The sequence below is a fragment of the Brevibacterium antiquum genome (assembly GCF_016107655.1).
Taxonomy (GTDB): Bacteria; Actinomycetota; Actinomycetes; order Actinomycetales; family Brevibacteriaceae; genus Brevibacterium; species Brevibacterium antiquum.
On the sequence record NZ_JABASX010000006.1, the window covers coordinates 242,718 to 269,026 of the forward strand.

General features: G+C 65.1%; 26 protein-coding genes. 13 read left to right on the forward strand and 13 right to left on the reverse strand.

What is annotated here, in order from left to right; genetic code table 11:
• Positions 1 to 116 precede the first annotated feature (116 nt).
• From JFC13_RS12080 to JFC13_RS12095, 4 genes are all read left to right on the forward strand, one after another.
• Positions 117 to 905: a SurA N-terminal domain-containing protein gene (locus JFC13_RS12080; RefSeq protein ID WP_332839400.1), complete on the forward strand. Its 789-nt coding sequence runs from the start codon at positions 117 to 119 to the stop codon at positions 903 to 905.
• Between the two features lie 224 nt (positions 906 to 1,129).
• Entirely contained in the window at positions 1,130 to 2,503 is a 1,374-nt protein-coding gene (locus JFC13_RS12085; protein ID WP_198397317.1) for an L-lactate MFS transporter, read from the forward strand.
• A 19-nt stretch (positions 2,504 to 2,522) separates the two neighbouring features.
• Positions 2,523 to 2,693: a hypothetical protein gene (locus tag JFC13_RS12090; RefSeq protein ID WP_198397318.1), complete on the forward strand. Its 171-nt coding sequence runs from the start codon at positions 2,523 to 2,525 to the stop codon at positions 2,691 to 2,693.
• 95 nt (positions 2,694 to 2,788) lie between these two features.
• Entirely contained in the window at positions 2,789 to 3,529 is a 741-nt protein-coding gene (locus tag JFC13_RS12095) for a TVP38/TMEM64 family protein (protein ID WP_232488539.1), read from the forward strand.
• A gap of 27 nt (positions 3,530 to 3,556) precedes the next feature.
• Here JFC13_RS12095 and JFC13_RS12100 read toward each other — a convergent pair whose 3' ends face one another.
• Complete coding sequence (locus JFC13_RS12100) at positions 3,557 to 4,165, reverse strand: CueP family metal-binding protein (RefSeq protein WP_332839401.1); 609 nt, start codon at positions 4,163 to 4,165, stop codon at positions 3,557 to 3,559.
• A 99-nt stretch (positions 4,166 to 4,264) separates the two neighbouring features.
• Between JFC13_RS12100 and JFC13_RS12105 the strand changes: the two genes are divergently transcribed.
• Positions 4,265 to 4,858 (forward strand): YdhK family protein, encoded by a 594-nt coding sequence (locus JFC13_RS12105; protein WP_198397319.1) that lies wholly within the window; start codon positions 4,265 to 4,267, stop codon positions 4,856 to 4,858.
• 33 nt (positions 4,859 to 4,891) lie between these two features.
• Here the strand turns inward: JFC13_RS12105 and JFC13_RS12110 are convergent, their stop codons facing one another.
• The 9 genes from JFC13_RS12110 to paaA all read right to left on the reverse strand — a co-directional run bounded on the left by JFC13_RS12110 (position 4,892) and on the right by paaA (position 12,831).
• Positions 4,892 to 5,668 carry an enoyl-CoA hydratase/isomerase family protein gene (locus tag JFC13_RS12110; RefSeq protein ID WP_198397320.1) on the reverse strand — a complete coding sequence of 259 codons (777 nt, stop codon included), beginning with the start codon at positions 5,666 to 5,668 and terminating at the stop codon, positions 4,892 to 4,894.
• 67 nt (positions 5,669 to 5,735) lie between these two features.
• Complete coding sequence (locus JFC13_RS12115) at positions 5,736 to 6,632, reverse strand: 3-hydroxyacyl-CoA dehydrogenase family protein (protein ID WP_198397321.1); 897 nt, start codon at positions 6,630 to 6,632, stop codon at positions 5,736 to 5,738.
• A complete protein-coding gene (locus JFC13_RS12120) occupies positions 6,629 to 7,501 on the reverse strand; it encodes an enoyl-CoA hydratase/isomerase family protein (RefSeq protein WP_232488540.1) in 873 nt (290 codons plus the stop codon). Before JFC13_RS12120 ends, JFC13_RS12115 begins: the two co-directional genes overlap by 4 nt.
• Positions 7,498 to 8,664 carry a thiolase family protein gene (locus JFC13_RS12125; RefSeq protein ID WP_198397322.1) on the reverse strand — a complete coding sequence of 389 codons (1,167 nt, stop codon included), beginning with the start codon at positions 8,662 to 8,664 and terminating at the stop codon, positions 7,498 to 7,500. The genes JFC13_RS12120 and JFC13_RS12125 overlap by 4 nt, the downstream gene beginning before the upstream one ends.
• A 102-nt stretch (positions 8,665 to 8,766) precedes the next feature.
• Entirely contained in the window at positions 8,767 to 9,885 is a 1,119-nt protein-coding gene (gene paaE / locus JFC13_RS12130) for a 1,2-phenylacetyl-CoA epoxidase subunit PaaE (protein WP_198397323.1), read from the reverse strand.
• 1 nt (position 9,886) lies between these two features.
• A complete protein-coding gene (gene paaD / locus JFC13_RS12135; protein WP_344221156.1) occupies positions 9,887 to 10,483 on the reverse strand; it encodes a 1,2-phenylacetyl-CoA epoxidase subunit PaaD in 597 nt (198 codons plus the stop codon).
• Positions 10,477 to 11,445, reverse strand: coding sequence for a 1,2-phenylacetyl-CoA epoxidase subunit PaaC (gene paaC / locus JFC13_RS12140; protein WP_198397324.1), 969 nt, complete (start codon positions 11,443 to 11,445; stop codon positions 10,477 to 10,479). Before paaC ends, paaD begins: the two co-directional genes overlap by 7 nt.
• A 13-nt stretch (positions 11,446 to 11,458) precedes the next feature.
• Positions 11,459 to 11,794 carry a 1,2-phenylacetyl-CoA epoxidase subunit PaaB gene (paaB, locus tag JFC13_RS12145; protein WP_198397325.1) on the reverse strand — a complete coding sequence of 112 codons (336 nt, stop codon included), beginning with the start codon at positions 11,792 to 11,794 and terminating at the stop codon, positions 11,459 to 11,461.
• Positions 11,791 to 12,831: a 1,2-phenylacetyl-CoA epoxidase subunit PaaA gene (gene paaA, locus JFC13_RS12150; RefSeq protein WP_198397326.1), complete on the reverse strand. Its 1,041-nt coding sequence runs from the start codon at positions 12,829 to 12,831 to the stop codon at positions 11,791 to 11,793. The genes paaB and paaA overlap by 4 nt, the downstream gene beginning before the upstream one ends.
• A 596-nt stretch (positions 12,832 to 13,427) precedes the next feature.
• Between paaA and paaI the strand changes: the two genes are divergently transcribed.
• The 3 genes from paaI (at position 13,428) to JFC13_RS12165 (ending at position 16,021) form a co-directional block, all read left to right on the forward strand.
• Positions 13,428 to 13,925, forward strand: a complete 498-nt coding sequence (paaI, locus tag JFC13_RS12155; protein ID WP_198397327.1) for a hydroxyphenylacetyl-CoA thioesterase PaaI — start codon at positions 13,428 to 13,430, stop codon at positions 13,923 to 13,925.
• Positions 13,926 to 13,990: 65 nt separating this feature from the next.
• Complete coding sequence (gene paaK / locus JFC13_RS12160) at positions 13,991 to 15,286, forward strand: phenylacetate--CoA ligase PaaK (RefSeq protein ID WP_198397328.1); 1,296 nt, start codon at positions 13,991 to 13,993, stop codon at positions 15,284 to 15,286.
• A gap of 33 nt (positions 15,287 to 15,319) precedes the next feature.
• Positions 15,320 to 16,021, forward strand: coding sequence for a TetR/AcrR family transcriptional regulator (locus tag JFC13_RS12165; protein WP_198397329.1), 702 nt, complete (start codon positions 15,320 to 15,322; stop codon positions 16,019 to 16,021).
• Between the two features lie 13 nt (positions 16,022 to 16,034).
• Here the strand turns inward: JFC13_RS12165 and JFC13_RS12170 are convergent, their stop codons facing one another.
• Positions 16,035 to 16,664 carry a TetR/AcrR family transcriptional regulator gene (locus JFC13_RS12170; protein WP_198397330.1) on the reverse strand — a complete coding sequence of 210 codons (630 nt, stop codon included), beginning with the start codon at positions 16,662 to 16,664 and terminating at the stop codon, positions 16,035 to 16,037.
• 67 nt (positions 16,665 to 16,731) lie between these two features.
• Here JFC13_RS12170 and JFC13_RS12175 point away from each other — a divergent pair, with 67 nt between their 5' ends.
• From JFC13_RS12175 to JFC13_RS12185, 3 genes are read left to right on the forward strand one after another with little or no spacing between them, the layout of a single operon-like run.
• Positions 16,732 to 18,297: a glycerol-3-phosphate dehydrogenase/oxidase gene (locus JFC13_RS12175; protein WP_198397331.1), complete on the forward strand. Its 1,566-nt coding sequence runs from the start codon at positions 16,732 to 16,734 to the stop codon at positions 18,295 to 18,297.
• 5 nt (positions 18,298 to 18,302) lie between these two features.
• Positions 18,303 to 19,955 carry an FAD-binding oxidoreductase gene (locus JFC13_RS12180; protein ID WP_198397332.1) on the forward strand — a complete coding sequence of 551 codons (1,653 nt, stop codon included), beginning with the start codon at positions 18,303 to 18,305 and terminating at the stop codon, positions 19,953 to 19,955.
• Positions 19,952 to 20,863: a diacylglycerol/lipid kinase family protein gene (locus JFC13_RS12185; protein ID WP_198397333.1), complete on the forward strand. Its 912-nt coding sequence runs from the start codon at positions 19,952 to 19,954 to the stop codon at positions 20,861 to 20,863. Before JFC13_RS12180 ends, JFC13_RS12185 begins: the two co-directional genes overlap by 4 nt.
• A 308-nt stretch (positions 20,864 to 21,171) precedes the next feature.
• On the opposite strand, the gene paaZ is transcribed toward JFC13_RS12185, so the two are convergent.
• Complete coding sequence (paaZ, locus tag JFC13_RS12190) at positions 21,172 to 23,208, reverse strand: phenylacetic acid degradation bifunctional protein PaaZ (RefSeq protein ID WP_198397334.1); 2,037 nt, start codon at positions 23,206 to 23,208, stop codon at positions 21,172 to 21,174.
• Between the two features lie 335 nt (positions 23,209 to 23,543).
• Here paaZ and JFC13_RS12195 point away from each other — a divergent pair, with 335 nt between their 5' ends.
• Together JFC13_RS12195 and JFC13_RS12200 are read left to right on the forward strand one after the other, a co-directional pair.
• Positions 23,544 to 24,896, forward strand: a complete 1,353-nt coding sequence (locus JFC13_RS12195; RefSeq protein WP_198397335.1) for an MFS transporter — start codon at positions 23,544 to 23,546, stop codon at positions 24,894 to 24,896.
• Positions 24,897 to 25,034: 138 nt separating this feature from the next.
• Positions 25,035 to 26,045, forward strand: coding sequence for a threonine/serine dehydratase (locus JFC13_RS12200; RefSeq protein ID WP_198397336.1), 1,011 nt, complete (start codon positions 25,035 to 25,037; stop codon positions 26,043 to 26,045).
• Positions 26,046 to 26,117: 72 nt separating this feature from the next.
• On the opposite strand, the gene JFC13_RS12205 is transcribed toward JFC13_RS12200, so the two are convergent.
• On the reverse strand, positions 26,118 to 26,297 hold the full coding sequence (locus JFC13_RS12205; RefSeq protein WP_198397337.1) for a hypothetical protein: 180 nt from the start codon (positions 26,295 to 26,297) through the stop codon (positions 26,118 to 26,120).
• Between the last annotated feature and the right edge of the window lie 12 nt (positions 26,298 to 26,309).

Consider the following 26,309-nt stretch of genomic DNA (forward strand, 5'->3'; position numbering starts at 1 on the left):
CGCCTCCATGTCCGACCGCCGCAATCCGGCTTGCCAAGCGATATTCATACTCCACACATACTTCGGTGAATCGCGGCTGTTAGCCTGACAGGCTGATCCCGATTTCAGGAGTGAATGTGCAGAAGAGCAAGTGGCTGCTGGGCCTCGCCTTGTCCGTATCCGTGGTGTCCTTCGCCGCTTGCGGTTCAGCCGAGGACAAACCAGCGGACGAGCAGACATCCGCCGCGGCTGAGCAGAAGCAGGGGCAAGACCAGGCCCAGGGACAGGACAAGAGCCAAGAAGGCAAGCCGAACACCGATGGTATCCCCAAGGTCGTCGCCGAGGTCAACGGCAAGAAGATCACGAAGGATGACTTCGTCCCCCTTTACGAGACTCAGTACCAGCAGATGCAGATGCAGTCACAGCAGTCGGGCCAGCAGGTCGATGATAAGCAGCTCAAGACGCAGACCGCTGAGAACCTGGTGAGCACCGAGCTGCTCAGCCAGGAAGCCGACAAGCGCGGCATCAAGGTCTCGGAAAAGGACGTCGACAAGGGTCTCGAAGAGTCCGCCAAGTCCAGTCAGATGAGCAAGAAGGACTTCCTCGCCGCCATGAAGAAGCAGGGCATGGGCGAGAAGAAGGTCCACTCCGAGCTGAAGACCCAGCTGTCGATCGAAGACCTCATCAAGGACGAATACGGCGAGTTCAAGGTCAGCGGCGAAGAGATCGGCCAGGCCTACCAGCAGGCGAAGACGCAGCAGGAGCAGATGGCGCAGCAGGGCGGCCAGCAGGCTCAGGAAGTCCCGCCTCTTGAGGAGATGCGTCCCCAGCTCGAGAAGCAGGTGAAGAGCCAGAAGTCGACTGAAGCGACTCAGAAGTTCGCCAAGAAGCTTCGCAAGCAGGGCGACGTCACCATCAACCTCTGACCAGAGCACGACAGACTCGAGCCATCGAGCTCGGACCACCACAGACTCGGGCCGCACAGGCCCGAGTCTCATTCTTGGGGAATTCCTGAGTGTTCCTCGCCAAATCCTTGCGTGCGCTCTAACCTGTAGGAGAACAGAAACGTGTCGTCCTGACACGCTCGTCCTCACAGCACGTGCGACCGATGACGGTCGCACGCAGAGCACACCAATCTAAGGATCCCTCCATGGCTTCCGTCCTCACGCGATCAGCGATCGTCGCGCCGAAGAACTTCAACCGGTGGCTGATCCCGCCGGCCGCGCTTGCCATCCACCTCTGCATCGGACAGGTCTACGCGTTCAGCGTGTTCAAGATCCCCTTCATGACGCACTTCGACGCCGGTGAGGTCTCGATCGGTTGGATCTTCTCGCTCGCGATCCTCATGCTCGGCATCTCCTCGGCCGTCTTCGGCCCCTGGGTGGAGAAGAACGGCCCGCGCGCATCAATGGTCGCAGCGGGCACCTGCTGGGTCGTCGGCTTCTTCATCGCATCACTGGGAATCATGACCGGTCAGCTCTGGCTCGTCTACCTCGGCTACGGCGTCATCGGCGGCATCGGCTTGGGCATCGGCTACATCTCTCCAGTCTCGACTCTGATGAAATGGTTCCCGGACCGCCCGGGCCTGGCCACCGGCCTGGCCATCATGGGCTTCGGAGGCGGCGCACTCATCGCCAGCCCGATGTCGAACCAGCTGATGAGCCTCTACGGAGGTGGTCCGGAACCGGAGAATCTCGTTGCCGGTCTGACTCCGACCTTCGTCACCCTCGGCATCGTCTACGCCGTGGTCATCGCCGCCGGTGCCTTCGTCATCCGCGTGCCTCACCCCGAGTGGACGCCCAAGAACTTCGACCCCGCCAAAGCGACGACCAAGCCCATGCAGACCACGGGCAATGTCTCGGTTCGCAATGCGATCCGTACACCGCAGTTCTGGCTGCTGTGGGTGGTCCTCTTCCTCAACGTCACTGCCGGCATCGGCATCCTCGAAAACGCCGCTCCGATGATTCAGTCCTACTTCGGCATCACGGCTGCAGCAGCTGCCGGCTTCGTGGGGCTGCTGTCGATCGGCAATATGGGCGGCCGCTTCATCTGGTCGACGACCTCGGACTACCTGGGCCGGAAGAACAACTACATGATGTACCTCGGCGTCGGACTGCTGCTCTACCTGGTCGTAGCGCTCTTCGGGGGCAGCTCCATCGTCCTGTTCATCCTCGCAACACTGGTCATCATCTCGTTCTACGGCGGCGGGTTCTCGACCATTCCTGCCTACCTCAAGGATCTCTTCGGCGTCTACCAGGTCGGAGCCATCCACGGTGCCCTGCTCACCGCATGGTCCGCGGCCGGCGTGGCAGGCCCCCTCATCGTCAACTCCGTCGTCGAGGCAGGAGAGAAGGCCGGAAAGACTGGCCCCGAGCTCTACACACCGGGCATGTACATCATGGTCGGTGCACTCGCCATCGGCTTCATCGCCAACATCCTCGTCCGCCCCGTCAAGGAGAAATTCTTCGAACGGGAAGCCGACGTCAAGGCCGAGCAGGCCGCCGCCCTCGAAGACGACAACTGAAAGCAGGGAAGGACATCTCATGAGCAGCTCCACTCCGACAGCACACGTCCCGTCCGAGGGCTCACCACAGTCCCCTGTCGGCGGCACCTATAAAGCGGTCGGTTCGACCTTGACCGTCGTCGTGGTCGGCGGCCTCGTTTGGGGCCTGACCCTGACCGTGATCAAAGCCGTCGCAATCTTCACCGGCTGATATCAACCCGATCCTCACCGAGGCGGCCCGTCGACGTCACGTCGTCGGGCCTCGTCGATTCATTGCCCGCCTACCCTGACACGTAGGATCGTTCCATGCCGAATGATGAGAACTCCGCACCGCACCCGAGCGCTCACGGCGAATCTCGAGTGCCGTGGGGATCGATCCTGCGCAATGTGGCTTTGGCACTGGCTGTGCTCGCCGGATTGTGGCTGGTGTTCAACGTGCATCTGCCCTCACTCGACGGAATCCAGAAGCAGATTGCCGGTGCCGGTTTCTGGGGCTTCGGCATCTTCATTCTTCTCTATGCACTCGTCGCAGCCACGCCGATCCCGGTGACCATCATGGCTGTGGCCGGCGGCCTCGCCTTCGGCCTCATCTTCGGCACGATCCTGTCGATGATCGGAGTTGTAGCCGGCTGTGTCGGTGGCTACTGGGTCGCACGCGGCCTGGGTCGCGACACCGTGATGAAGCTGTTGGGCTCTCACGCAGAGGCGATCGAGTCGCGGCTGACCAACGGCGGGTTCTATGCGGTGTGCACCCTTCGCCTCATGCCAGGATTTCCCTACTGGCCGGTGAACTACGGCAGCGGGGCGCTGGGAATCAGGAGCCGCACGTTCCTCATCGCTACCGTGATATCGGCTCTGCCGGGTCAGCTGTCCCTTGTCGCCGTCGGCGCGTTCATCGGCAATCCCGGCATCATCACAGGCACCGCTGTCGGCATCTCGTGGGCGCTGGTCATCGTGCTGACGATCCTCACCTTCCGCCGCTGGAAGTCGGAGCAGAAGGACCCGGCGACGACAGAGAACGAGCCTGAGGCGAACCCCGAGGACTGATCAGACCCGGATAACCGAGGCTTCAGATCAGGAGAGACGCAGGTCGGTGATGCAGGTCGCACCGTCTTCCCCGGTCGAGAAGTCAACAGAACCGGACTTCCCCTCGTGAGTGATGGAGATGGTTCCTTCGATGTCGCTTGGAACCCAGAAGCCGGCGAAGCCGTTGTCGAACGTGGTCGCCCGATCGTCGACGACCACTTCGCCGGAGGCGCTGTCGGTGATCTTCACGTCAAGCTCCTCGTTGCCGAGCTCTCCACGACAGGTTGTCAGACTGTGATAGAAGCAGTCGTGGGTGGTGTCCACGTAGGGAGCAATCGAGACATACGCCTTCTCCCTCGGCAGATCGATCGTCACTTCCTGCGCTTCACCGGCCAACACAAGCTCAGCAGGGTAGACCGATGCCATGAGATCATTCGGGCGATCAGTCACCGCCAGTCGGTCAAGATGGTCAATGGCTTCAACAGCGTTCATTCCGTCCAATCCGTGCTCGGAGAGGAACTCCCCTGTCGATACCTGATCGTTGTCTGGCTCGGAGCTCGATCCCGCAGTTCCACAACCTGCCAACACCAAGGTCAGGGCCACAATGGAGATGGTTCGCCTGAGCTTCGACGCAGGCGCCGTCTGAGTCTGAATCACGTTGACAACTATACCCCCTCTAGGTATAGCGTCGGCATCGGGCTCCTTCGTGCAGCCCGCGATCGGACCGCCATTGCCAGGGATACTCCAGGAGAGAAGATGAACACATCCACTCCATTGACGACCATCGCTGCGGTCGCAGCCGCATCAGCGTTGCTGCTGTCGGGATGCGCCAGCTCTGAAGGCGACGAGGCTGCTCAGCACTCACAGCATGAGAAACAGTCCGAGGCGGCATCGGGTGAGGACCACGGCGAAAGCCATGAGCACGCCTCGGACGGCGGCCAGCCGCCCAAGGGCATCGAAAAGGCATCCGATCCCACATACGCCGTCGGGGATGAGGTCACTCTCACCGCTGACCATATGCCCGGAATGAAAGGGGCGAAGGCGACGATCTCAGGTGCCTTCGAGACCACCACCTATTCGGTCAGCTACACGCCCACCGATGACGGCGACCCGGTCAAGGACCACAAATGGGTCGTCCACGAAGAACTGAAGAACCCCGGCAAGGCTCCCCTCAAGGACGGGGCGAAGGTAACTCTCAACGCAGACCACATGCCCGGGATGAAGGGCGCGAAGGCAACGATCGACGGCTCGACCGATGAGACCGTCTACATGGTCGACGTCGATACAGGTGATATGGCGATCACCAACCACAAGTGGGTCACCGAGGACGAGGTCCAGCCGGTCAAGTGATCTCAGCGTCGGAGACGAAGGCTCAACGGCAGCTCAATCGAACTGCGGCGCGCGGCGCTCCTGAAAAGCCTTGAATCCCTCGGCGTAGTCCGGAGTCTGTCGGGCGGTCTCCTGCAGATTGGCCTCTTCCGCGAGCACCTGCGCCAGGGTCGGGCGGTCGTCGGCGAGCTTCTGCACGAAGCCCTTCTCCATCGCGAACGCGTCTGCTGGGCCGGTCACGATCTTGGCCAGCTTCGACTCGACGAACTCAGAGAGCTCATCGGCTGGGACCGCACGGGACACGATGCCCGCAGCGGCCGCCTCGGCGCCGGTCATGAAGTCACCGGTGATGATGAGGTCCATCGTGCGGTGATAGCCCACCCGATCGAGGAACACGTGGTGGGCGCCCGAGTCGAGCATCGCGCCGATCGCGGCGAACGGCGAACCGAACTTCGCATCGTCGGCGGCGATGATGATGTCAGCGGCCGCTGCAACCCCGAAGCCGAGGCCGAGGGCGGCACCTTGGACCTGCGAGATCACGGGGATCGGCAGTGCCCGGATGGCCTGGAAGACGGGAGTGAAGACCTCGGCGAGGAATGCATGCGCGTCATCGGTCTCGACGTCGACGGCCGAGATGTCACGACCGGAGCTGAAGACCTTGCCCTCTCCCCTGATCAGGAGCACACGAACGCTCGGGATCGCCTCGGCGACCTTGGCCACTGCCGCCGCGAGGTCGCGGAGGTTGTCAGCGTCAAGGGCGTTGCGGGAATCGGGACCGTCGAGGACGATCTCTGCGATGTTCCCCCGGTTGGACAGTTGGATCTCGGTCACGTGTGCTCCCTTGCAGCTGACGGTGTTTGAGATGACAGTGTAACAAGCAGGCTTGTTGCCTGCCTGGTCACCAAGTATAGAATCCCTGACCGGACTTTCGACCCAGCTGACCGGCTGCGACCTTGTCTTTGAGCAGCTGTGGCGGCGTGAATCTGGGTCCCAGCTCTGCTTCCAGATGCTCGGCGATGCCGAGGCGGACGTCGAGGCCGACGATGTCCGTGGTCTTGAGCGGTCCCGCCGGATGGCGGTAGCCCAGGGTCATCGCGTTGTCGATGTCCGCAGGCTTCGCGACTCCTTCCTCGACCATCCGCATCGCTTCGAGGGCCAGGGCCACGCCGAGGCGGCTGGAGGCGAATCCCGGCGAGTCCTTGACCGTGATCGCCGTTTTCCCCAGACCCGCGACCCAGGACTTCGCGACCTCAACGAGAGCCGGCTGCGTATGGGTGCCGACGACGACCTCGACGAGGTCGCTGACGGGGACAGGGTTGAAGAAGTGGAGTCCGATGAGTGCGTGTGGCCGTGGCAGTGCGGCGGCGAGCTCATCGATCGACAGGGCCGAGGTGTTCGTGGCGATGCTCGCAGCCGGCGCATACTTCGCGATGGCCGCCAGGATCTCCTGCTTGAGTTCGACGATCTCGGGGACGGCCTCGACGACGAGAAGAGCCTGGTCGAGCAGGGTCGGATCGCGTACGACCTCGACGCTGCCCTTGACCTCGAGGCCCTTGGACTTCGACTTCTCGATCGAGGCGTCCACGCGCTCCTGGGCCGCGGCCACGGTCTCGTCGGTGTTCTCGATGATGATGACGCGTGCTCCGGCGCTGGCGAAGGCATGGGCAATGCCTGCACCCATCCGGCCGCCGCCGTAGACACCGACGGTCTCTGGGACCAGGGGGCCGCTGCTTGAGTCCGTTGTCGAGTTCGGGGTGTGAACTGCGTCAGGTTCGCGCGCGGCCTGCTCGCTCATTCGGTGTCGCCTTTCTGTTCGGTTCCCGGCACGGGCTGTTCGTCGATGGCTTCCGTCGCCACCGCTCCTGCCTTCTTCCGCTTCTTGGCTTCTCGTTTCGCGAGGAACGCATCCATCCGCGCGTACTTCTCCTCGGTCTCGAACAGCACTGCCTGGGCCACGTTATCGATGAGCGGGTGGGCCTCACGGGGTGCGTGGAACGCGGATTTGCTCAGTCTCACGGCCAATGGAGCAAAGCTCGCGATCCGGTCGGCAAGTGCTTCACCGGCGAGCTCGAGGTCCTCGGGGTCGACGACGTCATTGAGCAGTCCGATCGACTTCGCCTCGTCGGCCTGGAGGGTGCGACCGGCCAAGAGAATCTCCTTGGCTCGTGGTTCTCCCACGAGTTCGCGCAATCGCCAGGCGGCTCCGGCCGAGGCGATGATGCCGAGTCCCGGCTCGGGGTTGCCGATCTTGGTCGTGGGAGTGCCGATGCGGAAGTCACACGCGAACGCCAGTTCCGCCCCGCCGCCCAGAGCGTAGCCCTCAACGAGGGCGATGACGGGCATCGGCAGTTCCTGGATGCGAGAGAATACCTTCGAGTTGATGCCGGCCAGGGCCTCCTCGCGGCCACGATTGCGCATCTGCCCGATGTCTGCGCCGGCGGCGAAGACTCCGTCGGAACCAGTGATGATCGCGACCTTCGGCGTGGCCTCGAGTTCGGCGCACACCGAGTGGAGGGCTTCGACCATGCCGAGGTCGATGGCGTTGCGCACCTTGGGCCGATTGAGTCGGATGATCGTCCGATCCTCGAGGCGCTCGATGAGCAGCGGGGAGTTCGACCCTGCGCTCTCGGAGCTGCTCGCTGCGCCCTCGCCGCCCGCGCTCATGCCCGCTCCAACAGCAGTGCCGAACCCTGGCCGACGCCGACGCACATCGTCGCCAGTCCGCGCTTGGCATCGGCCTGTTCGAGGCGGTTGAGCAGGGTCAGTGTGATGCGTGCGCCCGAGCAGCCCAGTGGGTGTCCCAGCGCGATCGCTCCGCCGAAGCCGTTGACGGTCTCCGGGTCCAGGCCCAGGTCGCCGATGCAGGCCAGGGACTGTGAGGCGAAGGCCTCGTTGAGTTCCACGGCCTCGAGGTCGCCGACGCTCCAGCCGACACGGTCGAGGACCTTGCGGGTGGCCGGAACGGGCCCGATGCCCATGATCTCCGGGGAGACGCCGGCACTGGCACCCGTGACGACTCGTGCTCTGGGACTCAGACCGTGCTTCTCGGCGTAGCGTTCGCTGACGAGAATCGTGACAGCGGCTCCATCGTTGAGGGAGGAGGAGTTGCCGGCGGTGATGACTCCCCCGGGTCCGTGGATCGCGCGCAGTTTGGCGAGCTTCTCCACGGTGGTGTCCGCACGCGGCCCCTCATCGGCGCTGACGTCGCCGATGGGCAGAATCTCGGAATCGAACTTGCCGGCCTCCTGCGCCGCAAGTGCCTTCTGGTGAGAGGCGTAGGCGAATTCGTCGAGGGCTTCGCGGCTCAGCTTCCACTGTTCGGCCACACGCTCGGCGGTCTGGGGCATCGACAGGGTCGTGTCCTCGCCGAAGGCGGGGTTGGTGAAGCGCCAGCCGATCGAGGTGTCCCAGGACTTGCCGGGTTTCGCCCAGGGACGTGAGGGCTTCTCGGTCACCCAGGGTGCACGGGTCATCGATTCGACTCCGCCGGCCACAACCACATCGGCGTCACCGGCGGCGATCATCTGCCGGGCCGTCGTGATCGCGGTCAGCCCCGAGGCGCACAGGCGGTTGACGGTGAAGCCGGGAACGGACTCGGGCAGACCGGCCAGCAGCACGGCCATGCGGGCGACGTTGCGGTTGTCCTCACCGGCTTGGTTGGCAGAGCCGAGGATCACCTCGTCGATGTCGGACGGGTCGATTCCCGACCGATCCACGACGGCCTTGAGCGTGGTCGCGACCAGATCGTCGGGGCGCTGATCAGCGAGGACTCCGCCGTAGCGGCCGATGGGTGTGCGCAGTCCGTCCAGGATGAAAGCCTCGGGCATGGGTCTCCTCAAGTGTGATGTGTGGTGCAGCGTCGCTGGTCCTCAAGCCTAGCGACCGAAAGCGTCAGACGCTCGGAAGTCTCGGCGCTCGCGAAACTTCGTTCACGAGTCGTAGTCGACCGTGACCTCGTCGCTGACGGGGAAAGTCTGGCAGGTGAGGACGAAGTTCGCCTCCACCTCGGCGTCTTCGAGGGCATAGTTGCGCACCATGTCGACCTCGCCGCCGCAGACTTTGGCCCGGCAGGTACCGCAGACCCCGCCCTTGCAGGCAAACGGCAGATCCGAGCGCGATTCCTGCGCGGAGTCGAGGATCGTCTGGCCCTGCGACATCGCCGAGGTGGTCCGTCGTCCGTCGAGGACGATCGTGACGTCGCTGGTGGCGCCCTCGACGACCTTGTCCGCGTGGACGACCTCTGGTGGCGGTTCGTCGACGTAGAAGAGTTCGAAGTGGATCTTGTCCTTGGGCACACCGAATTCGGCGAGCACGGCGCGAGCATCGCTGAGCATGCCGAAGGGGCCGCACAGCCACACGTGGTCCATATCGCCGATGGGCACGAGATTCGTCAGCAGCGCGCGCAGCTTCTCCTCATCAAGTCTGCCGGAGAAGAGTTCGACCTCCCGGGGTTCGCGGGAGAGGATGTGGATGAGGTCGAGCTGCTGGTTGCGGGAGTCCTTGAGGTCGGCGAGCTCCTCGGCGAACATCACGGTATTCGTGGTGCGGTTGCCGTAGAGCATCGTCACCGAGGCGTCGGGGTTGGACAGCACGGTCGTGGCGACTGAGAGCATCGGGGTGATGCCCGATCCTGCGGCGATGCACAGGTGCCGTCCGCCGAGGTCAGGGTCGGCCTGGAAGCTGCCGCTGGGTGGCTGGACCTCGATGGTCTCACCAGGGCGGACGTCTCGGACGAGCCATGTGGAGAAGAGTCCGTCGGGGATCTCACGGACACCGATGCGCGGGTCTGTTCCGGCCGGGGCGCAGATGGAGTAGGAACGACGGTGCTCTCCGCCGTCGATGATCCGGCGCAGGGTCAGGGACTGCCCTGCGGCGAAGTCGAAGAGCTCCGCGTATTCGGCCGGAACGTCGAAGGTCACTGCCGCCGAGTCCTCGGTGAGGTGGTCGACGGACTTCACGGTCAGCGGGTAGAAGCTCGACCTGGATGCGCCCGCACCTGAAACGCTCGGCTCGGTCGCCTCGGCGCTCTGATTGATCGTCTCGGTCATCTCAGATCTCCTTCACATGCTGGAACGGTTCGAGGCAGTCGAGGCATTGGTACATCGCCTTGCACGCCGTCGGCCCGAATTCCGAGGACAGCTTCACATTTGCCGATCCGCACAGAGTGCAGTTCAGTGCCCGTTTCGTGGGCATCAGAGTCAGGGCCACCGGCCCTTGATGCCTGGGTGCCTGTCCGGGCGGGGAGATTCCGGCACCCTGCAGCGCCCTCCGCCCTTCGTCGGTGATCCAGTCACTCGTCCAGGCCGGTGTCAGGGATACACGCACCTGCGCGTCGGGGAATCCCGCGTCCTGGAGTTCGCGCTGCAGGTCATCGCGCATCGTCGCCATCGCCGGGCATCCCGAGTAGGTGGGGGTGATGGTCGTGACGACGTGTCCGTCCTCGATCGCGACATCACGGAGCACGCCGAGGTCGACGAGCGTGAGCATCGGCATCTCCGGGTCGGTCACGCGAGCTGCGGCTGCGCGGGCACGATCGAGCGCCTCGGCGTCGGTGTGGGTTGCCATCGACCCAGTGACGCGGTCATTGCGGTCGTCACTGTCTCCACGGACGGTGGACGCGGGGGTCTGAAGTGCTGCGGTCACCATTGTCCTTCCGGGTATTGGCGGGCGACGACCTGCATGTCGGCGAGCATCTTCGACAGTGCTTCGGTGTGCAGTCCGTCGCGGCCTCTCTCGCCTCTCACTCCGGCCAGCGCGCCCCGTTCGGGGCGCTCGATGCCGGCTGCGGCGAAGACCTGGTCGAGGATGACGCCGGCCTCATCGGCCACCTCGGCGGGATCGACCCCGATTCCGGCAGCCGCCACCGAGGCTTCGACCGGGTGGGTCTCGAAGAGTTCGCCCCACAGCGGCCAGAGCCCCTCGAGTGCGGTGAGCAGGCGAGTCTTGGATTCCTCGGTGCCGCGGGCCAACGTGAGGACCCAGCGGCCGGCGAAGTCACGGTGGTAGGACATCTCCTTCACACCCTTGACCGCGATGGCCGAGAGCACGGAGTCCCTGCTGGACTGGAGTCGTTCGAAGATCGCCAGGCGCCAGGTGGAGTAGATGAGGATCTTCGCGACCGCCTCGGCGAAGTCGCCGTTGGGGACCTCGGCCAGGCGGACGTTGCGGAACGCCAGGTCCTCTCGGAAGAACGCGAGACGGTCCTCATCAGGCACCGGTGAGCCCTCGGGCAGCTGCGGCACGAGGCTCGGATCTGCGGCTGCGCTCCGGGCGAGCAGGAGCCGGGACTGGCCCAGCAGATCCAGGGCGATATTGGCCAGCGCGATGTCCTCTTCCAGGTCGGGCGCGCTGGAGCACCATTCGGAGATTCGCTGGGAGAAGACGAGAGCATCGTCGCCGAGCATGAGGCAGTAGGCCGCGAGGTCCTTCGGGTCGACACCGGAGGGAACGGTGGTGTCGACTCCGGCCAGGGGATCTTCGAAGTCTGTGCCGAAGGCCCAGTGCGCATCATTGACGAGCAGCCCCGAATAGGCGTTTTCGTGGTCGCCGTGCTCGATGTTGGCTCCGGCTTCGTCGTGGTCGACGTGGATGGAAGGTTCGTTGGTCATCGTCAGGCCCTTCTCACATGTGAGGGACATCGGCGGGGATGTCGTAGAAGGTGGGGTGGCGGTAGACCTTGTCGCCGCTGGGGGCGAACATGGGGTCCTTCTCGTCGGGGCTCGAGGCCGTGATCGACGAGGAGCGGACAACCCACAGGCTCACGCCTTCATTGCGGCGGGTGTAGACGTCGCGGGCATGGTGGATCGCCATCTGGTCATCGGCTGCGTGCAGCGATCCGACGTGGACGTGGTTGAGTCCGCGCTTGCCGCGCACGAAGACCTCGTAGAGGGGCCATTCGCCGCGAGTCGCCGGTGTCTTGCCTGCCGCGGCGGATCCGGGGCTGGTCTCTGCGCTCATTTGGCGGTCTCCTCGGCGGTGGTGTTCGTGGTGTCAGCAGTGTTCGCGGTGTCAGTGTCAGCTGCGGTGTCAGTGTCAGCTGCGTCAGCGGCGGTGTTCTCGGCGAAGGCGAGCGCGGCTTCTCGCACCCAGGCTCCCTCGTCCCATGCGCGCTTGCGGTGGGCCACACGCTGTTCGTTGCACGGACCGTTGCCCTTGACGACGGCCCAGAACTCGTCCCAGTCCGGGGTCGAGAAGTCGTAGTGGCCTCGCTCTTCGTTCCACTTCAGGCCGTCATCGGGGAAGGTCACGCCCAGGGCCTCGGCCTGCGGGACGGACATGTCGACGAACTTCTGGCGCAGCTCGTCGTTGGTGTGGGTCTTGATGCCCCACTCCATGGACTGCTCGGTGTTCGGGGAGTCGTCATCGGGCGGGCCGAACATCATGAGCGAGGGCCACCAGAAGCGATTGACCGATTCCTGGACCGAGGCTCGCTGCTCTTCGGTGCCGCGCATCATCGTCATCAGCAGTTCGTAGCCCTGGCGCTGGTGGAAGGACTCTTCCTTGCAGACGCGGATCATCGCTCGACCGTAGGGGCCGAAGGAGGTTCGACACAGAGGCACCTGGTTACAGATCGCGGCACCATCGACGAGCCAGCCGATCGTGCCGACGTCGGTGTAGGCCAGCGTCGGGTAGTTGAAGATCGAGGAGTACTTCTGCTTGCCGGCGATGAGCTTCTCGGTGAGCTCGTTGCGCGTCGCGCCCAGGGTCTCGGCAGCGGAGTACAGGTAGAGACCGTGACCGGCCTCGTCCTGGACCTTCGCCAGCAGGATCGCCTTGCGTCGCAGCGAAGGCGCGCGGGAGATCCAGTTGCCTTCGGGCTGCATGCCGATGATCTCCGAGTGCGCGTGCTGAGCCACCTGCCGCACGAGAGTCTTGCGGTACTTCTCCGGCATCCAGTCGCGCGGTTCGATCCGGTCCTTGGCCTTGATCGTCGCCGCGAACTGAGCTTCGAGCTCTGTCGCGTCGAACTGGTTCTCATTGATCTGCGTTGTCATGACCACTCCACCCTTGGATGTGCCCTTCCGGCTTCTGCGTTCGGTCCGCCCGTCGTATGTCCGACGCACCGGCGAAACCATTTACTGACCATTTGTTCTGTATTGTTCACTATCAGTGTGGCACACCGCACGCCGAGGTGCAATGTACAGCACCAGGGCGTCGCCGGGCCGCGGGGGCCCATCGGCACTCGGGCCGCGCGCCGAGGACCGAGGCCAGACCCATGCCGCTCACCGAGGCCCGCACTGCACTTCGAGATTCGGGCTGCGCGCCGAGACTCGCCTCGCCTCGCAGCGGCCTCACCGAGAACCGGACGCTGCCCCGAGACACTCCCGTGCGCCCCCGAGTCTCGGTGCAACGCGCGGTCCGCGGCGAGGCCAGACTGACTTGCCACCACCGGGCCGCTGGCGACGGGATACCGTGGTCCGACTTGACAGCGACGCCGATCACAACGATATTTATTGACCAGATGGTCGTTTATTCTTCGAAGGTGCCGCGACCGGGAGCTTCGGGCTGCTGACAGCCATCGTCCACATGCGCTCACCCCTGCCCGGCAAGTGATCGCCACAGCAATCAGCGACTCGAAGAGGAGCCTGACATGGGAGAGCCCAGTCCCGAGGCAACGACAACCGCTCGCACGGCGGCGTCTGCGGACAGCGCGAACGGCGAACCGGGCACGGACAGCGAACCGCTGACCGGCGCTGCGGCGATGTTCGCCAACGATCGTGCCTCCCAGCATCTGGGCATCACCGTCGATGATCACGGCCCCGGCTGGGCACAGTGCTCGATGACGATCACCGACATCATGGCCAACGGGCACGAGATCACCCACGGCGGCTATATCTTCCTCTTCGCCGACACCACTTTTGCGATGGCCTGCAACTATCCCGGCTCCACCACGGTCGCCTCGGGCGGGGACATCGACTTCCTCAAACCAACCTACATCGGCGACGAACTCGTCGCCCGCGGCAAAGAGATCGTCAGACAGGGCCGCTCAGGCATCTACGACATCGAAGTCACTCGCGGAGACGAGATCGTGGCGACCTACCGCGGCCGCTCCCGCACCCTGCCCCCGCAGAAGCCCGCGTCCACCTGATCCGACGCCCCACCTCGGCGCCCCACGAATTGCGAAGCACAACAGGATTGACCAAGGAGACAACGATGACTGCCACTGAACTCGACGCCGGCCAGCGCATGAGCCTCGACGAGCTGCGCGCCGACCAGCTCGCCAACCTCAAGTCCACTGTCACGAAGGTCTACGAGAAGGTGCCGTTCTACCGGAAGGCCTTCGACGAACTCGGCGTCACCCCCGCAGATATCACGAGCCTCGACGACATTGCGAAGCTGCCGTTCACGAACAAGCAGGACCTGCGCGACAACTACCCGTTCGGCATGTTCGCCGTTCCACGTGAAGATGTCGCTCGCGTCCATGCGTCCTCGGGCACGACCGGGCTGCCGACCGTCGTGGGATACACGCTGGGTGACCTCGACAAGTGGGGCAGCCTCATCGCCCGCTCGATCCTCGGCGCGGGCGGCAAACGGGGCCAGATGATGCACAACGCCTACGGCTACGGACTGTTCACCGGCGGACTGGGAGTCCACGGTGCCGAGCGCCACGGCTTCACCGTCATCCCGATCTCCGGCGGTCAGACGCAGCGGCAGGTGCAGCTGATCCAGGACTTCCAGCCCGATATCATCACGGCCACGCCGACCTATCTGCTCACGATCCTCGACGAGTTCCACAAGCAGGGCATCGACCCCACGACCACAAGCCTGCAGACCGCGATCTGCGGTGCCGAACCGTGGACCGATGAGATGCGCAGGGAGATCGAGAAGTCCTTCAACATCAACGCTGTCGACATCTACGGCCTCTCCGAGGTCATGGGCCCCGGCGTCGCCTGCGAATCCGCGGTGACCAAGGACGGCCCGACGATCTGGGAGGACCACTTCTATCCGGAGATCGTCGACCCCTACACCGGCGAGGTCCTGCCCGACGGTGAGGAGGGCGAACTCGTCTTCACCTCCCTGACGAAGGAAGCACTGCCGATCATCCGCTACCGCACTCACGATCTGGCGAGCCTGCTGCCCGGCACCGCGAATCCGAACTTCCGCCGCATCTCGCGCATCACCGGCCGCTCCGATGACCTCATCATCATCCGCGGCGTCAACGTCTACCCGGCCAATGTCGAGTCCGTGCTCTTCGAGTTCGAACACCTCAGCCCGCACTTCCAGCTGGTGCTCACCCGTCCCGGCCGCATGGACGAGGTCACCGTCGAGGTCGAGTCCCGCGAAGGCGTCGGAGCCATCGAGCTCGACGGACTCGACGGTCTGGTTGCCGCGCGGATCAAGGAGCGCCTGGGCGTCTCATCGACCGTGTCGGTGCTCCAGCCCGGCGACCTGCCCCGCTCAGTCGGCAAGCTCAAGCGCATCATCGACCGCCGCGAGGGTCTCAGGTGATCAGCCCCTCGCAGGCTGGTTAGACTGGTGCGCATGCCGAAAACGACTTCACCTGCGCCGACACCTGACCTCGAGTCAGGTGTCGATGCTGCCGTGAGCGCACAGACGGAGCCCACCGACGCCGAGGCGGGCGCACCGAACCAGCCCAAGCGCACCCGTCGTGGACGCCCCGGTTACGACCGGGAGACCCTGATCAACAAAGCCACAGAGGTCTTCGTCTCCCGCGGCTATGACGGCACGTCCATGGACACCGTGGCGCGCGAGCTGGGCATCACGAAGTCCGCGATCTACCATCATGTGAAGTCGAAGGAAGAGCTGCTGCACCTGGCGATCAACCGCGGCATTCGCGCCCTCGACTCCGCGGTCGAGGCCGAAAGTCAGCGGCCTGGGCTGGGCGCCCTTGAGCGCCTTCGGGCGGCAGTGCATGCCAGCGTGGTCATCCTCATCGAATACCACCACTCCGTGACCCTGCTGCTGCGGGTGCGCGGGAACTCAGCCGTCGAGATCGAGGCCCTCGACCAACGCCGCAAGATCGACGACAAGATCCGCGTCCTCGTCGCTGCGGCGATCGAAGAGGGCGGGCTGCGCTCGGACTTCACACCCGGCCTGGTCACGCGCCTGCTCTTCGGCATGGTCAACTCCATCACCGAGTGGTACCGGCCCGGCTACCCCGCCGCCCCGGAGAAGATCGCCGACGCGGTCACCTCGATGGCGTTCAACGGCCTGGAGGCCTGAGGGCAGATTCCGCTCAGCCCAGCGCCGCCAAACCGGCGACCAGGACCCACCCCAGCGTCGCGTCCATCTCATCGAGCAGCTCGTCGCGCGGCGGCTGATAGTCGCTGATGACCCAGTCGACAACGGTCTGCAGACCGGCCCCGACGAGCGCGTTGCCCATGACACGCTGCTGGCCCGCGGTGAGCTGGGGGCCGACGATCGACTCCGACAGGCGGTCGGCCAGCTCGTCGCCGATCGCTCGACCGTGCCGGCGGTACAGTTCGTCGACGCGCGCGCTGACTCCCAGGACCTCGAACAGATGGACTCTGGCCATCACCGGGTTGGCCTGCGCCCAGGTCAGGAAGCCTGATATGAATCCGCGCAGCACCGCGGCACCATCATCACCGCCACCGGCGAGGACCGCGGCGCGCAGATCGGCGACCACCCTCCCGTAGACCTCGCAGAGGAGGTCCTCCAAGGTGGCGAATGATTCGTAGAAGTAGCGCTTGTTGAGTCCCGCGGACTCGCAGATCGCACCGACCGTCGTGGCTCGATAGCCCACGGTGCCGAAGAGTGCGATTCCGGCAGCGATGACCTGCTCGCGGCGGGCGCTCTGGCGCTCCTCGCGGCTGGCACCGGCATACGGACGTCCCTGATCAGTCACAGTGTGATCTTGACAACATCGGACAGTGAATGCAAACTGGCACGAACTCGTACCAGAAAGGTCGCTGATGAAATCCAGCTCTTCAGGACACGCCGCGCTCAATGCCGCACGACGCACCCAAGACCTCGCCGAGGCAGTCGCCGCGGACGAACCCGTCGACCTCGCGGTCATCGGCGGTGGGTTCACCGGTGTCGGCGTCGCCCTCGACGCGGCGGCCCGTGGACTCAGCGTCGTCCTCATCGAACGCACGGACCTCGCCTCGGGCACCAGCAGTTGGAGCTCGAAGCTCGCCCACGGAGGTCTGCGCTACTTGGCCAAACTCGACTTCCCGATCGCGTGGGAGTCAGCAGTCGAACGCGGCCACCTGATGAGTCGGATTGCGCCCCACCTCATCCGCCCGATGCAGATGATCTTCCCGCTGCACAACGGCGTCAGCCGCTTCGACGCGGCTCTGACAGGCACCGGTTTCCTTGCAGGAGACCTCCTGCGGATGTTCGCGAAGACACCCAAATCGCTGCTTCCCCACCCCAGCCGGATATCCACCGCCGACGTCAATCAGCTGGCGCCCGCCACCGCCAAATCCGGCCTGCGCGGCGGGCTGCTCAGCTGGGACGGACAGCTCGTCGACGATGCCCGTCTCGTCGTCGCCATCGCCCGCACTGCGGCGTCCCACGGGGCGCGCATCCTCACCTACGCCTCCGCCACCAGTGTCGAACCGGGACAGGTCCACTTCACCGACGAGCTCACCGGCGACCGCCATACGATCCGGGCGAAGCAGGTCGTCAATGCCGCCGGCGTCTGGGCCGACACCCTGTCAGACGATGTCGAGCTCGCCCCGAGCAAGGGTTCGCACCTGTTGGTCAGGGCCGAGAGCATCGGCAGCCCGTCCGCAGCTGTCACAGCGCCCGTGCCCGGCCACTTCGGTCGGTTCGTCTTCGCGGTGCCGTGGCCCGACGGACTCGTCATGATCGGCCTCACCGATGACCCGCACTCCGGGCCGATCCCGGAACGTGCCCGCCCGGACGAGGACGAGCGCACATTTCTGCTCACGATTATCAACGCCGTGCTGGAGAAGCCCCTCACACCGGAGGACATCGTGGGCACCTACGCCGGCTTCCGGCCGCTGCTCAAGAGCAAGGGCGACTCCAGCGCAGACCTCTCACGCAAGCACGCACTGCTGCGCGACTCACACAACGACGTCCTCACGATCGTCGGCGGCAAGCTCACGGGATACCGTCGCATGGCCGAAGACGCCGTCGACGAGGTGGTCAAGGCGGGCGGGTTGACGGCAGAGCCGTGCCGCACCACGACCCTCAGCCTCGTCGGTGCCGGAACCCCGGAACCCGGACTCTCGGAGCACCTGGTTCGGCGCTACGGCACCGACGCGGCCACGGTCGCGGCATATGGTGCCGACGATCCCGAACTGAATGAACCCGTGAGGGCGGGAATTCCCTTGAGCGGCGCGGAGATACGGTTCGCCGTCGAGCACGAACTCGCCGTGACCGTTGACGACGTGGTCGATCGCCGCACCCGCTGGGGCCTCGTCGACGCCGACCGTGAGGACCTGGCCGCTGCCGTGCGCAAGCACGCTCCGGAACTGATCGAGAACCCATACACACAGGAAGAAGGCTGACTCACATGGACAACACACAACCGCGGATGCGCTGGTGGGGCTGGGGCGAGGACGGCAACGACGGTCCGGTCAAGCCCGGTGCCAAGAAGATGCTGACGAAGACGTGCGGCTGGCCCAAGGGCATCAACCGTCCGCCGGTCGACCTCGACGCAGTCTCCCTGCCCGAGGTCGTCCTTCCGGAGAGCTCGCGCGCCCGCTTCGAGCAGCTGCTGGGTGCCGAGTTCGTCCGCGGTGACCACGCCACACGTGTCTCCCACGCCGCCGGCCGCAGTGTCCCCGACCTGATCCGACTGCGCAGCGGAAAGGTGCCCTTCGCGCCCGACGTCGTCCTCTACCCGAGTTCGGACGCCGAGGTCGATGAGCTGCTGGCCATCTGCCAGCAAGATCGCATCGCGGTCGTTCCCTTCGGCGGAGGAACCAGCGTCGTCGCCGGCCTCGATGCCTTCCGCCGCGACTTCAGCAGCTGTGTGTGCATCAGCCTGGCCCGCTTCGATGAGATGCTCGACCTCGACGAGGAGTCGCTGACGGTGACCGCTCAGGCCGGCGTCTTCGGCCCGGACCTGGAGAAGAAGCTGCAGGCGAAGGGCTTCACCCTCGGACACTTCCCGCAGTCGTTCGAGTTCAGCACCGTCGGCGGCTGGGTGGCCACGCGGTCGGCCGGGCAGCAGTCGACCGGATACGGACGAATCGACGAGAACGTCTTCGGTCTGCGCTGCTCCACTCCGAGCGGTCCGGTCGAGCTGCGAACGTCTCCAGCCTCGGCGGCCGGACCCAACCCGCGCCAGATGTTCGTCGGCTCCGAAGGCACATTGGGCATCATCACGCAGGCCACGCTGCGCATCAAACGCCTGCCGGAGACGACACTGCCCGACGCCTGGTTCTTCCCCGACTTCCACTCGGGCTCGGCCGCCCTGCGCGAGCTGGAGCAGGACGGTCTGCGGCCAGACATCGCACGACTCTCCGACGTCAACGAGACCGCCTTCGGTCTGGCTCAGCTCGGCAGCGACACTCAGCGCAGGGGCCTCCTGACCTATCTGCGGGCACGGAAAATCACGACCCCGTGCATGCTGGTGCTGCGCTACGACGGGCATAAGGCCGACGCCAGGGCGCGGCGGGCCGCCGGACGCACGATCGCCAGGAAGCACAAGGGCGTGAGCATCGGCGGCTCCCCGGAGACCATGTGGGAGAAGCACCGCTTCTCGACACCGTATCTGCGTGACCAGCTGCTGACCGAGGGCGTCGTGGTCGAGACCATGGAGACCTCCGCACCCTGGAGCACCATCGAGGAGCTCCACGACACGATCAAGTCCGACATCGAGGAGGCGATGGCCGATCGCGGGACCCCTGCGTTCGTCCTCTGCCACGTGTCGCATCTCTACACCGCCGGCTGCTCGCTCTACTACACGGTCTTCGCCCAGCAGCAGGGGGGACAGGAGATGGAGCAGTGGAAGGCGCTGAAGGCTGCGGCCAGCAACGCCATGGTCGCAGGCGGCGGAACGATCACTCATCACCATTCGGTCGGTGCGGACCATGCCCCTTGGCTCCCGAAGGAGCACGGCGAGCTGTGGATGCGGATGCTGCGCGCGGCAAAGGGCGAGGTCGACCCGGTTGGAATCATGAACCCCGGGAAGCTCATGAATGGGCCGAGGGCACTGTGAGCAGCGCGTCACTGACACCCGTCCCGGTCATCCTCAACCCGGCGGCACGCAACGGCGCCGTCGCGAAGCGGATCGGCCCGTTGAAGAGCGCCTTCGCGGCCAACGGTCTGGAGGTCGTGCTGGTCGAGAGCACCAGCGAGCAGAATGCGACCGACCTCGCCGCCGAGTTCGCAGCCCGGAACGAGCCCATCGTCGTCTCCCTCGGCGGCGACGGGATGGTGCGGTCGGTCGCGGCCGGCCTGGTGGGGTCGACAACCTCCTTGGGCATCATCGCCGGCGGTCGCGGCAACGACTTCATCGGCAAGGTCGGCATTCCGAAGGACATCGCTGAGGCCGCTGCGATCATCGCCGGCGGTCACGACCGCTCGATCGACGTCCTCGACCTCGATGGGCAGATCTGCGTCGGCAATGTCAGCCTCGGTCTGGACACCGCAGTCCACAACTACGCCAACGAGGTCCGGCGCATCAAGGGCCACTGGGTGTATCTCTACGGGGTGGCGCGGGCGATCATGCGGCCCAGGCGGATCGAGCTGGAGCTCACCGTCGATGGTGAACGCCTCGACTTCCGTGGTCTGTCGGCCGGCTTCGCCAATTCCGGTCGCTACGGAGGCGGCCTGAAGCTCTCACCCGAGGCCGAGCTCGACGACGGTCTCATCGATGTGGTCCTGCTCAAGGACACGTTTCTGCCGAAGCTCGGGGCGGAGCTGGTGTCATTCACCCTGGGACGCCACAACAGCCACCCGAACATTCACTTCAGTCATGCCCGCGAGATCCACATCGCCACGCCCGAGGGCGCAGAGCCGGTCGAGATCCACGCCGATGGTGATGCGGTGGCGCACACCCCGGCGCGGGTGACGATTCGCCCGGAGTCGCTGAAGGTCCGCGTCTTGGAAGACAACGCGAAATAGCCGATCACCGCTGCCGACGGCGCGGCGGCCCGGCCGTGGCGGCCGTAGCGGGCGGCCCGGCCGTGGCGCCAGTGGCGGCAGTGGCGGCAGTGGCGGTGCGGCAGTGGTGCCAGTGGCGGCCGTAGCAGTGCGAAACCAGCGCCAACGGTTGGTAACTTCGTGTCGAAACTTTGCAGAACTTCGACACGAAGTTACCAACCGTTGGCGTCTGAACGTGGAACTCGCACCCGACCGCGCAACTCGCGTCCGACCGCGCAACTCGCACCCGACCGTGGAGCTTGCGGCCGACCGCGCAACTTGGGCGGGCTCTACTCCTTCGCGACCAGGGTCAGCACGTCGTACTTCGCGACCGGCTCGTCGTTCTGGTTGACGACCTCGGCGTCCCAGCGGACCTCGCCGTACTCATCGGTCTCACGCGGGGTGATGCGCTTGGCGGTCAATGTGACCTTCAGCGAATCCCCTGGTGAAACCGGTGTGATGAACGTGAGCCCCTCGAGGCCGTAGTTCGCGAGGACCGGGCCGGGGTCCGGCTGCACGAAGAGGCCGGCGGCGAAGGACACGATGAGGTAGCCGTGGGCGACGCGGCCCGGGAAGAACGGGTTCGCGGCCGCAGCTTCCTCGTCGGTGTGGGCGTAGAAGGTGTCGCCGGTGAACTCTGCGAAGTGCGAGATGTCATCGAGGGTGACGATTCGCCGCTCTGATTCGAGGGCATCGCCGACGCGCAGGTCGGCTAGGGTCTTCGTGAACGGGTGCTGCCCCGTCCGGCGCTGCGCTCCGGCGACCCATTCGCCGCCGATGGCGGTGAGCATGTCCGGGGAGGCCTGGATCGCGGTGCGCTGCATGAAGTGCTCGACACCGCGCAGTCCGCCCATCTCCTCGCCGCCGCCGGCGCGTCCGGGACCGCCGTGGATGAGGGTGGGCAGCGGCGAACCGTGCCCGGTCGACTCTTCGGCGTCGTCGCGGTCGAGGACGAGGATGCGTCCATGCCAGGGCGCGACCTGGCGGACGAATTCGGTGGCGAACTCGGCATCGTGGGTGACGACCGAGCCGACCAGGGAACCGCGTCCACGAGCGGCCAGACGCACAGCCTCCTCGGTGGAGGAATAGGTGATGAGCGAGGTCACCGGACCGAAGGCCTCGATATCGTGGACGGCGTCGACCCAGGAGTCGTCGGCCTGGAGCACGGTGGCCGCGACATAGGCCCCGCCGAGATTCTTCGCCAGTTCATCAGAGGCCTCGCGACCACCGGTGAGGACATGCGCCCCCGCCGAGGTGATCTCATCGATGGCATCGAGTACGTCGGTCCGCTGCTTGTCAGACACGACCGGCCCCAGCCGGGTGGACTTCTCACGTGGGTCGCCGACGCCCTGAGTCTCCAGCTTTGCGATGAGCGCTTCGGCGACGGCCTCTTTGTACTGTTCGGGGACGAAAGTGCGGCGGATCGCCGTGCACTTCTGGCCGGCCTTGATCGTCATCTCGGCGACGACGCCGGAGACGAAGAGGTCGAACTCCTCGGTACCCGGTCCGGCATCGGGGCCGAGCAGGGAGAAGTTCAGGGAATCCGCCTCGGCGAAGAAGCGCGTGCCGCGATCGCGCACGCAGTCCAGGCCGCCGAGGTGCTTCGCCGTAGTCGCCGACCCGGTGAAGGCGATCGCATCCTGTTCGGCCAGATGGTCGAAGAGCGGGGTGACGTCACCGGCGATGAGCTGGATGGAACCGGCCGGCAGCAGACCGGATTCGATCATGTCGGCCACCACTGCACGGGTCAGGTGGGCGGTGTCGGTGGCGGGTTTGACGATGACGGGGACACCGGCGACGAACATGGGGCCGAACTTCTCGAGCATGCCCCAGACGGGGAAATTGAAGGCGTTGATCTGGACTGCCAAGCCCTGCCGGGAGGTCAGGATATGGCGGCCGACGAAGGTGCCGTTCTTCGACAGGCGCTCGATTCCTCCGTCGAGGTGGACGGTGGAGTTGGGCATCTGGCGACGGGCGACGCCGGAGTAGGTGAAGAGAGTGCCGATGCCGCCTTCGATGTCGACGAAACCGTCGCGCTTGGTGGTGCCTGTGGAGAAGGATATCTCGTGGTAATTCTTCGCGCGTTCCATGAGGTAGGCGCCGAGCTTCTTGAGGATGACGCCACGCTGGTGGAAGGTCAGCTTCTGCAGTTCGGCGACCCCTGTGCTCCGTGCGTACTCGTCGACGGCGGCGAAGTCGACGCCCGCAGAGGAGACATGGTGGAGGAGCTGCCCGTTGGTCGCGTCATGGACGGCTCGGGTGCCGTCAGTGCTCCCACTGGGGGTGTGCCAGTCGCCTGCCACATACGAACTGAGAATTTCGGTCATGTCTGCTCTCCCTGTTCAACGATGTCTCCGGGTGCACGGCGGCCGACGTCGGCACCGCTGCCGATTCCTGACTGCAATACTAACCAATCGGTCGGTTATTGTCATTGCGTGCGCCGTCTTCGCCTGACCCGTCCAGTCACCTCCACCCACCCCTGCCGCCGCCCGCACAGGCAGGGTGCGAGATGGGCAAGTGACACCGATCACCACCTGCACTATGATCGAGAACAATTACTGACCATTCAGTCACTCGCGCGGAAGCGTCGGCGATCACTCAGAGTCGAGGACCGCCGCTTCGCAGCGCACAACCCGGCACAACTCCCGAGGAAAGTTCTCTCATGTCCACATCTTCACCCGCCGCCGCAGCTCCCGCCTCGACCACCCGCGAGGAACGCAAGGTTCTGGCCGGAACCCTCGTCGGCACCACCATCGAGTGGTACGACTTCTTCATCTACGCACAGGCCGCGGGCCTTATCCTCTCGGTCCAGTACTTCGGCCCCCTGGCGTCGGACAACCCGGCGCTCGGGCAGATCATGGCCTGGGCCTCTCTCGGGATCTCCTTCCTGTTCAGGCCACTGGGCGCGATCATCGCCGGCCACCTCGGCGACCGCATCGGACGCAAGAAGATGCTCGTCCTCACGCTCATCCTCATGGGCCTGGCCACCTCGCTCATCGGACTCCTGCCGAACTATGCGGCCATCGGAGTCGGCGCACCGATCCTGCTGACACTGCTGCGGATCCTGCAGGGCTTCTCTGCTGGCGGCGAATGGGGCGGCGCCGCACTGCTCTCGGTCGAGCACGCGCCGGTGAATAAGCGCGGGCTCTTCGGTGCCTACCCGCAGATCGGTGTGCCCGTGGGCATGATCCTCGCCACCGGCGTGATCTGGATCCTCACCACCGTGCTCACCACCGAGCAGTTCGCGAGCTTCGGGTGGAGGATCCCGTTCCTGTTCTCCGTCGTTCTCGTCCTTGTCGGCTACTACATTCGCCGCCAAGTCGAGGAGTCCCCCGTCTTCGCCGAGCTCGCTGAGCGCCGCGCCGAGTCCTCGGCTCCGCTGTCGACCCTGTTCAAAAAGAACACAAAGGAAGTCGTCCTCTCCGCGCTCATCTTCATCGGCAACAACGCCGTGGGCTACATGATCATCGCGTTTTTCGCCGCCTACGCTTCGCGGCCTCTGGACCAGGGCGGCACCGTCGGCCTCGACCGGGCGCCCGTGCTTCTGGCCACCACCCTGGCCAGCTTCGGATGGCTGGTCTTCACGATGTGGGGCGGGGCGCTGTCGGACAAGCTGGGTCGCGTGCGCACCTTCCAGATCGGCTACGTCCTCCTCATCCTGTGGCTGGTGCCCACGTTCATCATGATCGATCAGGCCAACATCTGGATGTACGGCATCGGCATCTTCATCCTCACCGTGGGCATGGGCCTGTCCTATGGTCCGATGTCGGCGATGTATGCGGAGATGTTCCCACCGCAGGTCCGCTACTCCGGCGTGTCCATCGGCTACGCTCTGGGCGCGATCCTCGGCGGGGCCTTTGCCCCGACGATCGCCGAGACCCTGCTGGCTCGCACCGGTTCATCGCTGTCGATCGCGGCCTACATGATCATCGTCTGCATCATCTCGCTGGTCGCCGTCAGCCTGGTCAAGGAGCCCAAGGGCGCACCACTGGGCATCGTCAAGCACACGAACTGAACGCGCATGCCCGTAGGGTGGAGTCGGAACCGATCACTTTTGGTGCAGCAGGCCAGTCTGCAGACTGGCTCGTTGCATCAAAGGTGATCAACCTGTCCATTCTCAACAACTGAGAGTGCACAATTCGAGGAGACACCGATGACGCAGTTGTCCTATCCCGATATCGAAGCAGCCGCCGCCAGGATCTCCGGACGGGTACGACCGGTCACGGTGGCCTCCGCCCAGCCTGGGAATGCACCTGCGGCTCCGACTCCCACGGCCGCGACGTGGAGTGCCCCGCCGAGCAGCGACCCGACTGGTTCGGGTGTGCACTTCGCTTTGGAGTTCATGCAGTACACGGGCACGTTCAAGGCTCGCGGGGCACAGAACTTCATCCAGGCCCACCTGGCCGAGGGTACGTTCCCTGAGGCTGGAGTCACGATCGCCTCGGGCGGCAATGCGGGTCTGGCCTGCGCCTGGGCTGCTCGGGACGCCGGGGTTCCGGCGACCGTGTTCCTGCCTGCCGATGCTCCCGCCGTCAAGGTCGAGCGTCTGCGCAGCTACGGTGCCGAGGTGCGTCTGAACGGATCGGAATTCGCCGAGGCGGCCCTGGCCTGCGAGGAATTCGTCGAGTCATCCGGCGCCTTGGCCTCACATGCCTATGACCATCCGCTCATTGCCGCCGGTGCCGGCACGATGATGACCGAGATCCTCTCGCAGATCCCCGACCTCGACACCATCGTCGTCTCTGTCGGCGGGGGCGGCCTGTTTGCGGGTGTGGCCACGGCCGCCACCTTCCACGGGGTGCGCACCGTCGCTGTGGAGCCGAAGAACTGTCGGGCGCTGAATGCGGCTTTGGAGGCGGGGAATCCTGTCGACGTCCCGGTCGATTCGGTGGCCGCAGATTCGCTGGGCGCCAGGCGGGCCACTCCCCTGGCGGTCGCGGCGGCGCAGAACGACCTGGTCACCTCGGTGCTGGTCGATGACGAGCAGATCATCTCCGCACGCCGGCATCTATGGGGCGAACACCGCCTGGCAGTCGAGCATGCGGCGGCAACGGCACTGGCGGGAATCCACGGTTCCGAGGACTCCGGAAGCTATGTTCCGACACCCGATGAGAAGGTCTGCGTCGTCCTCTGCGGGGCGAACACCAGCCTCGGCGACCTCTGAAGCGTCTGCTAGCCATGTGCACGGGCGCGCCATTTCAGGCGCACTGGCGCACCTAGTCAGTCAGTGCTGGCGCTACTTGTCCTTGGACCGGAGGGACTGTTTGATCAGGGCGAAGATGGCGGCTGCGACGACGACTGCGATGATCGCCTTCACGAGGAACCACGCGATTGAGAACGCGACGTTGACGACCCACCACGCGATGATGATCGCGATGATCGCGCCGATGATGCTCCATACGGTACTCATCTTCATGTCTCAAGATTA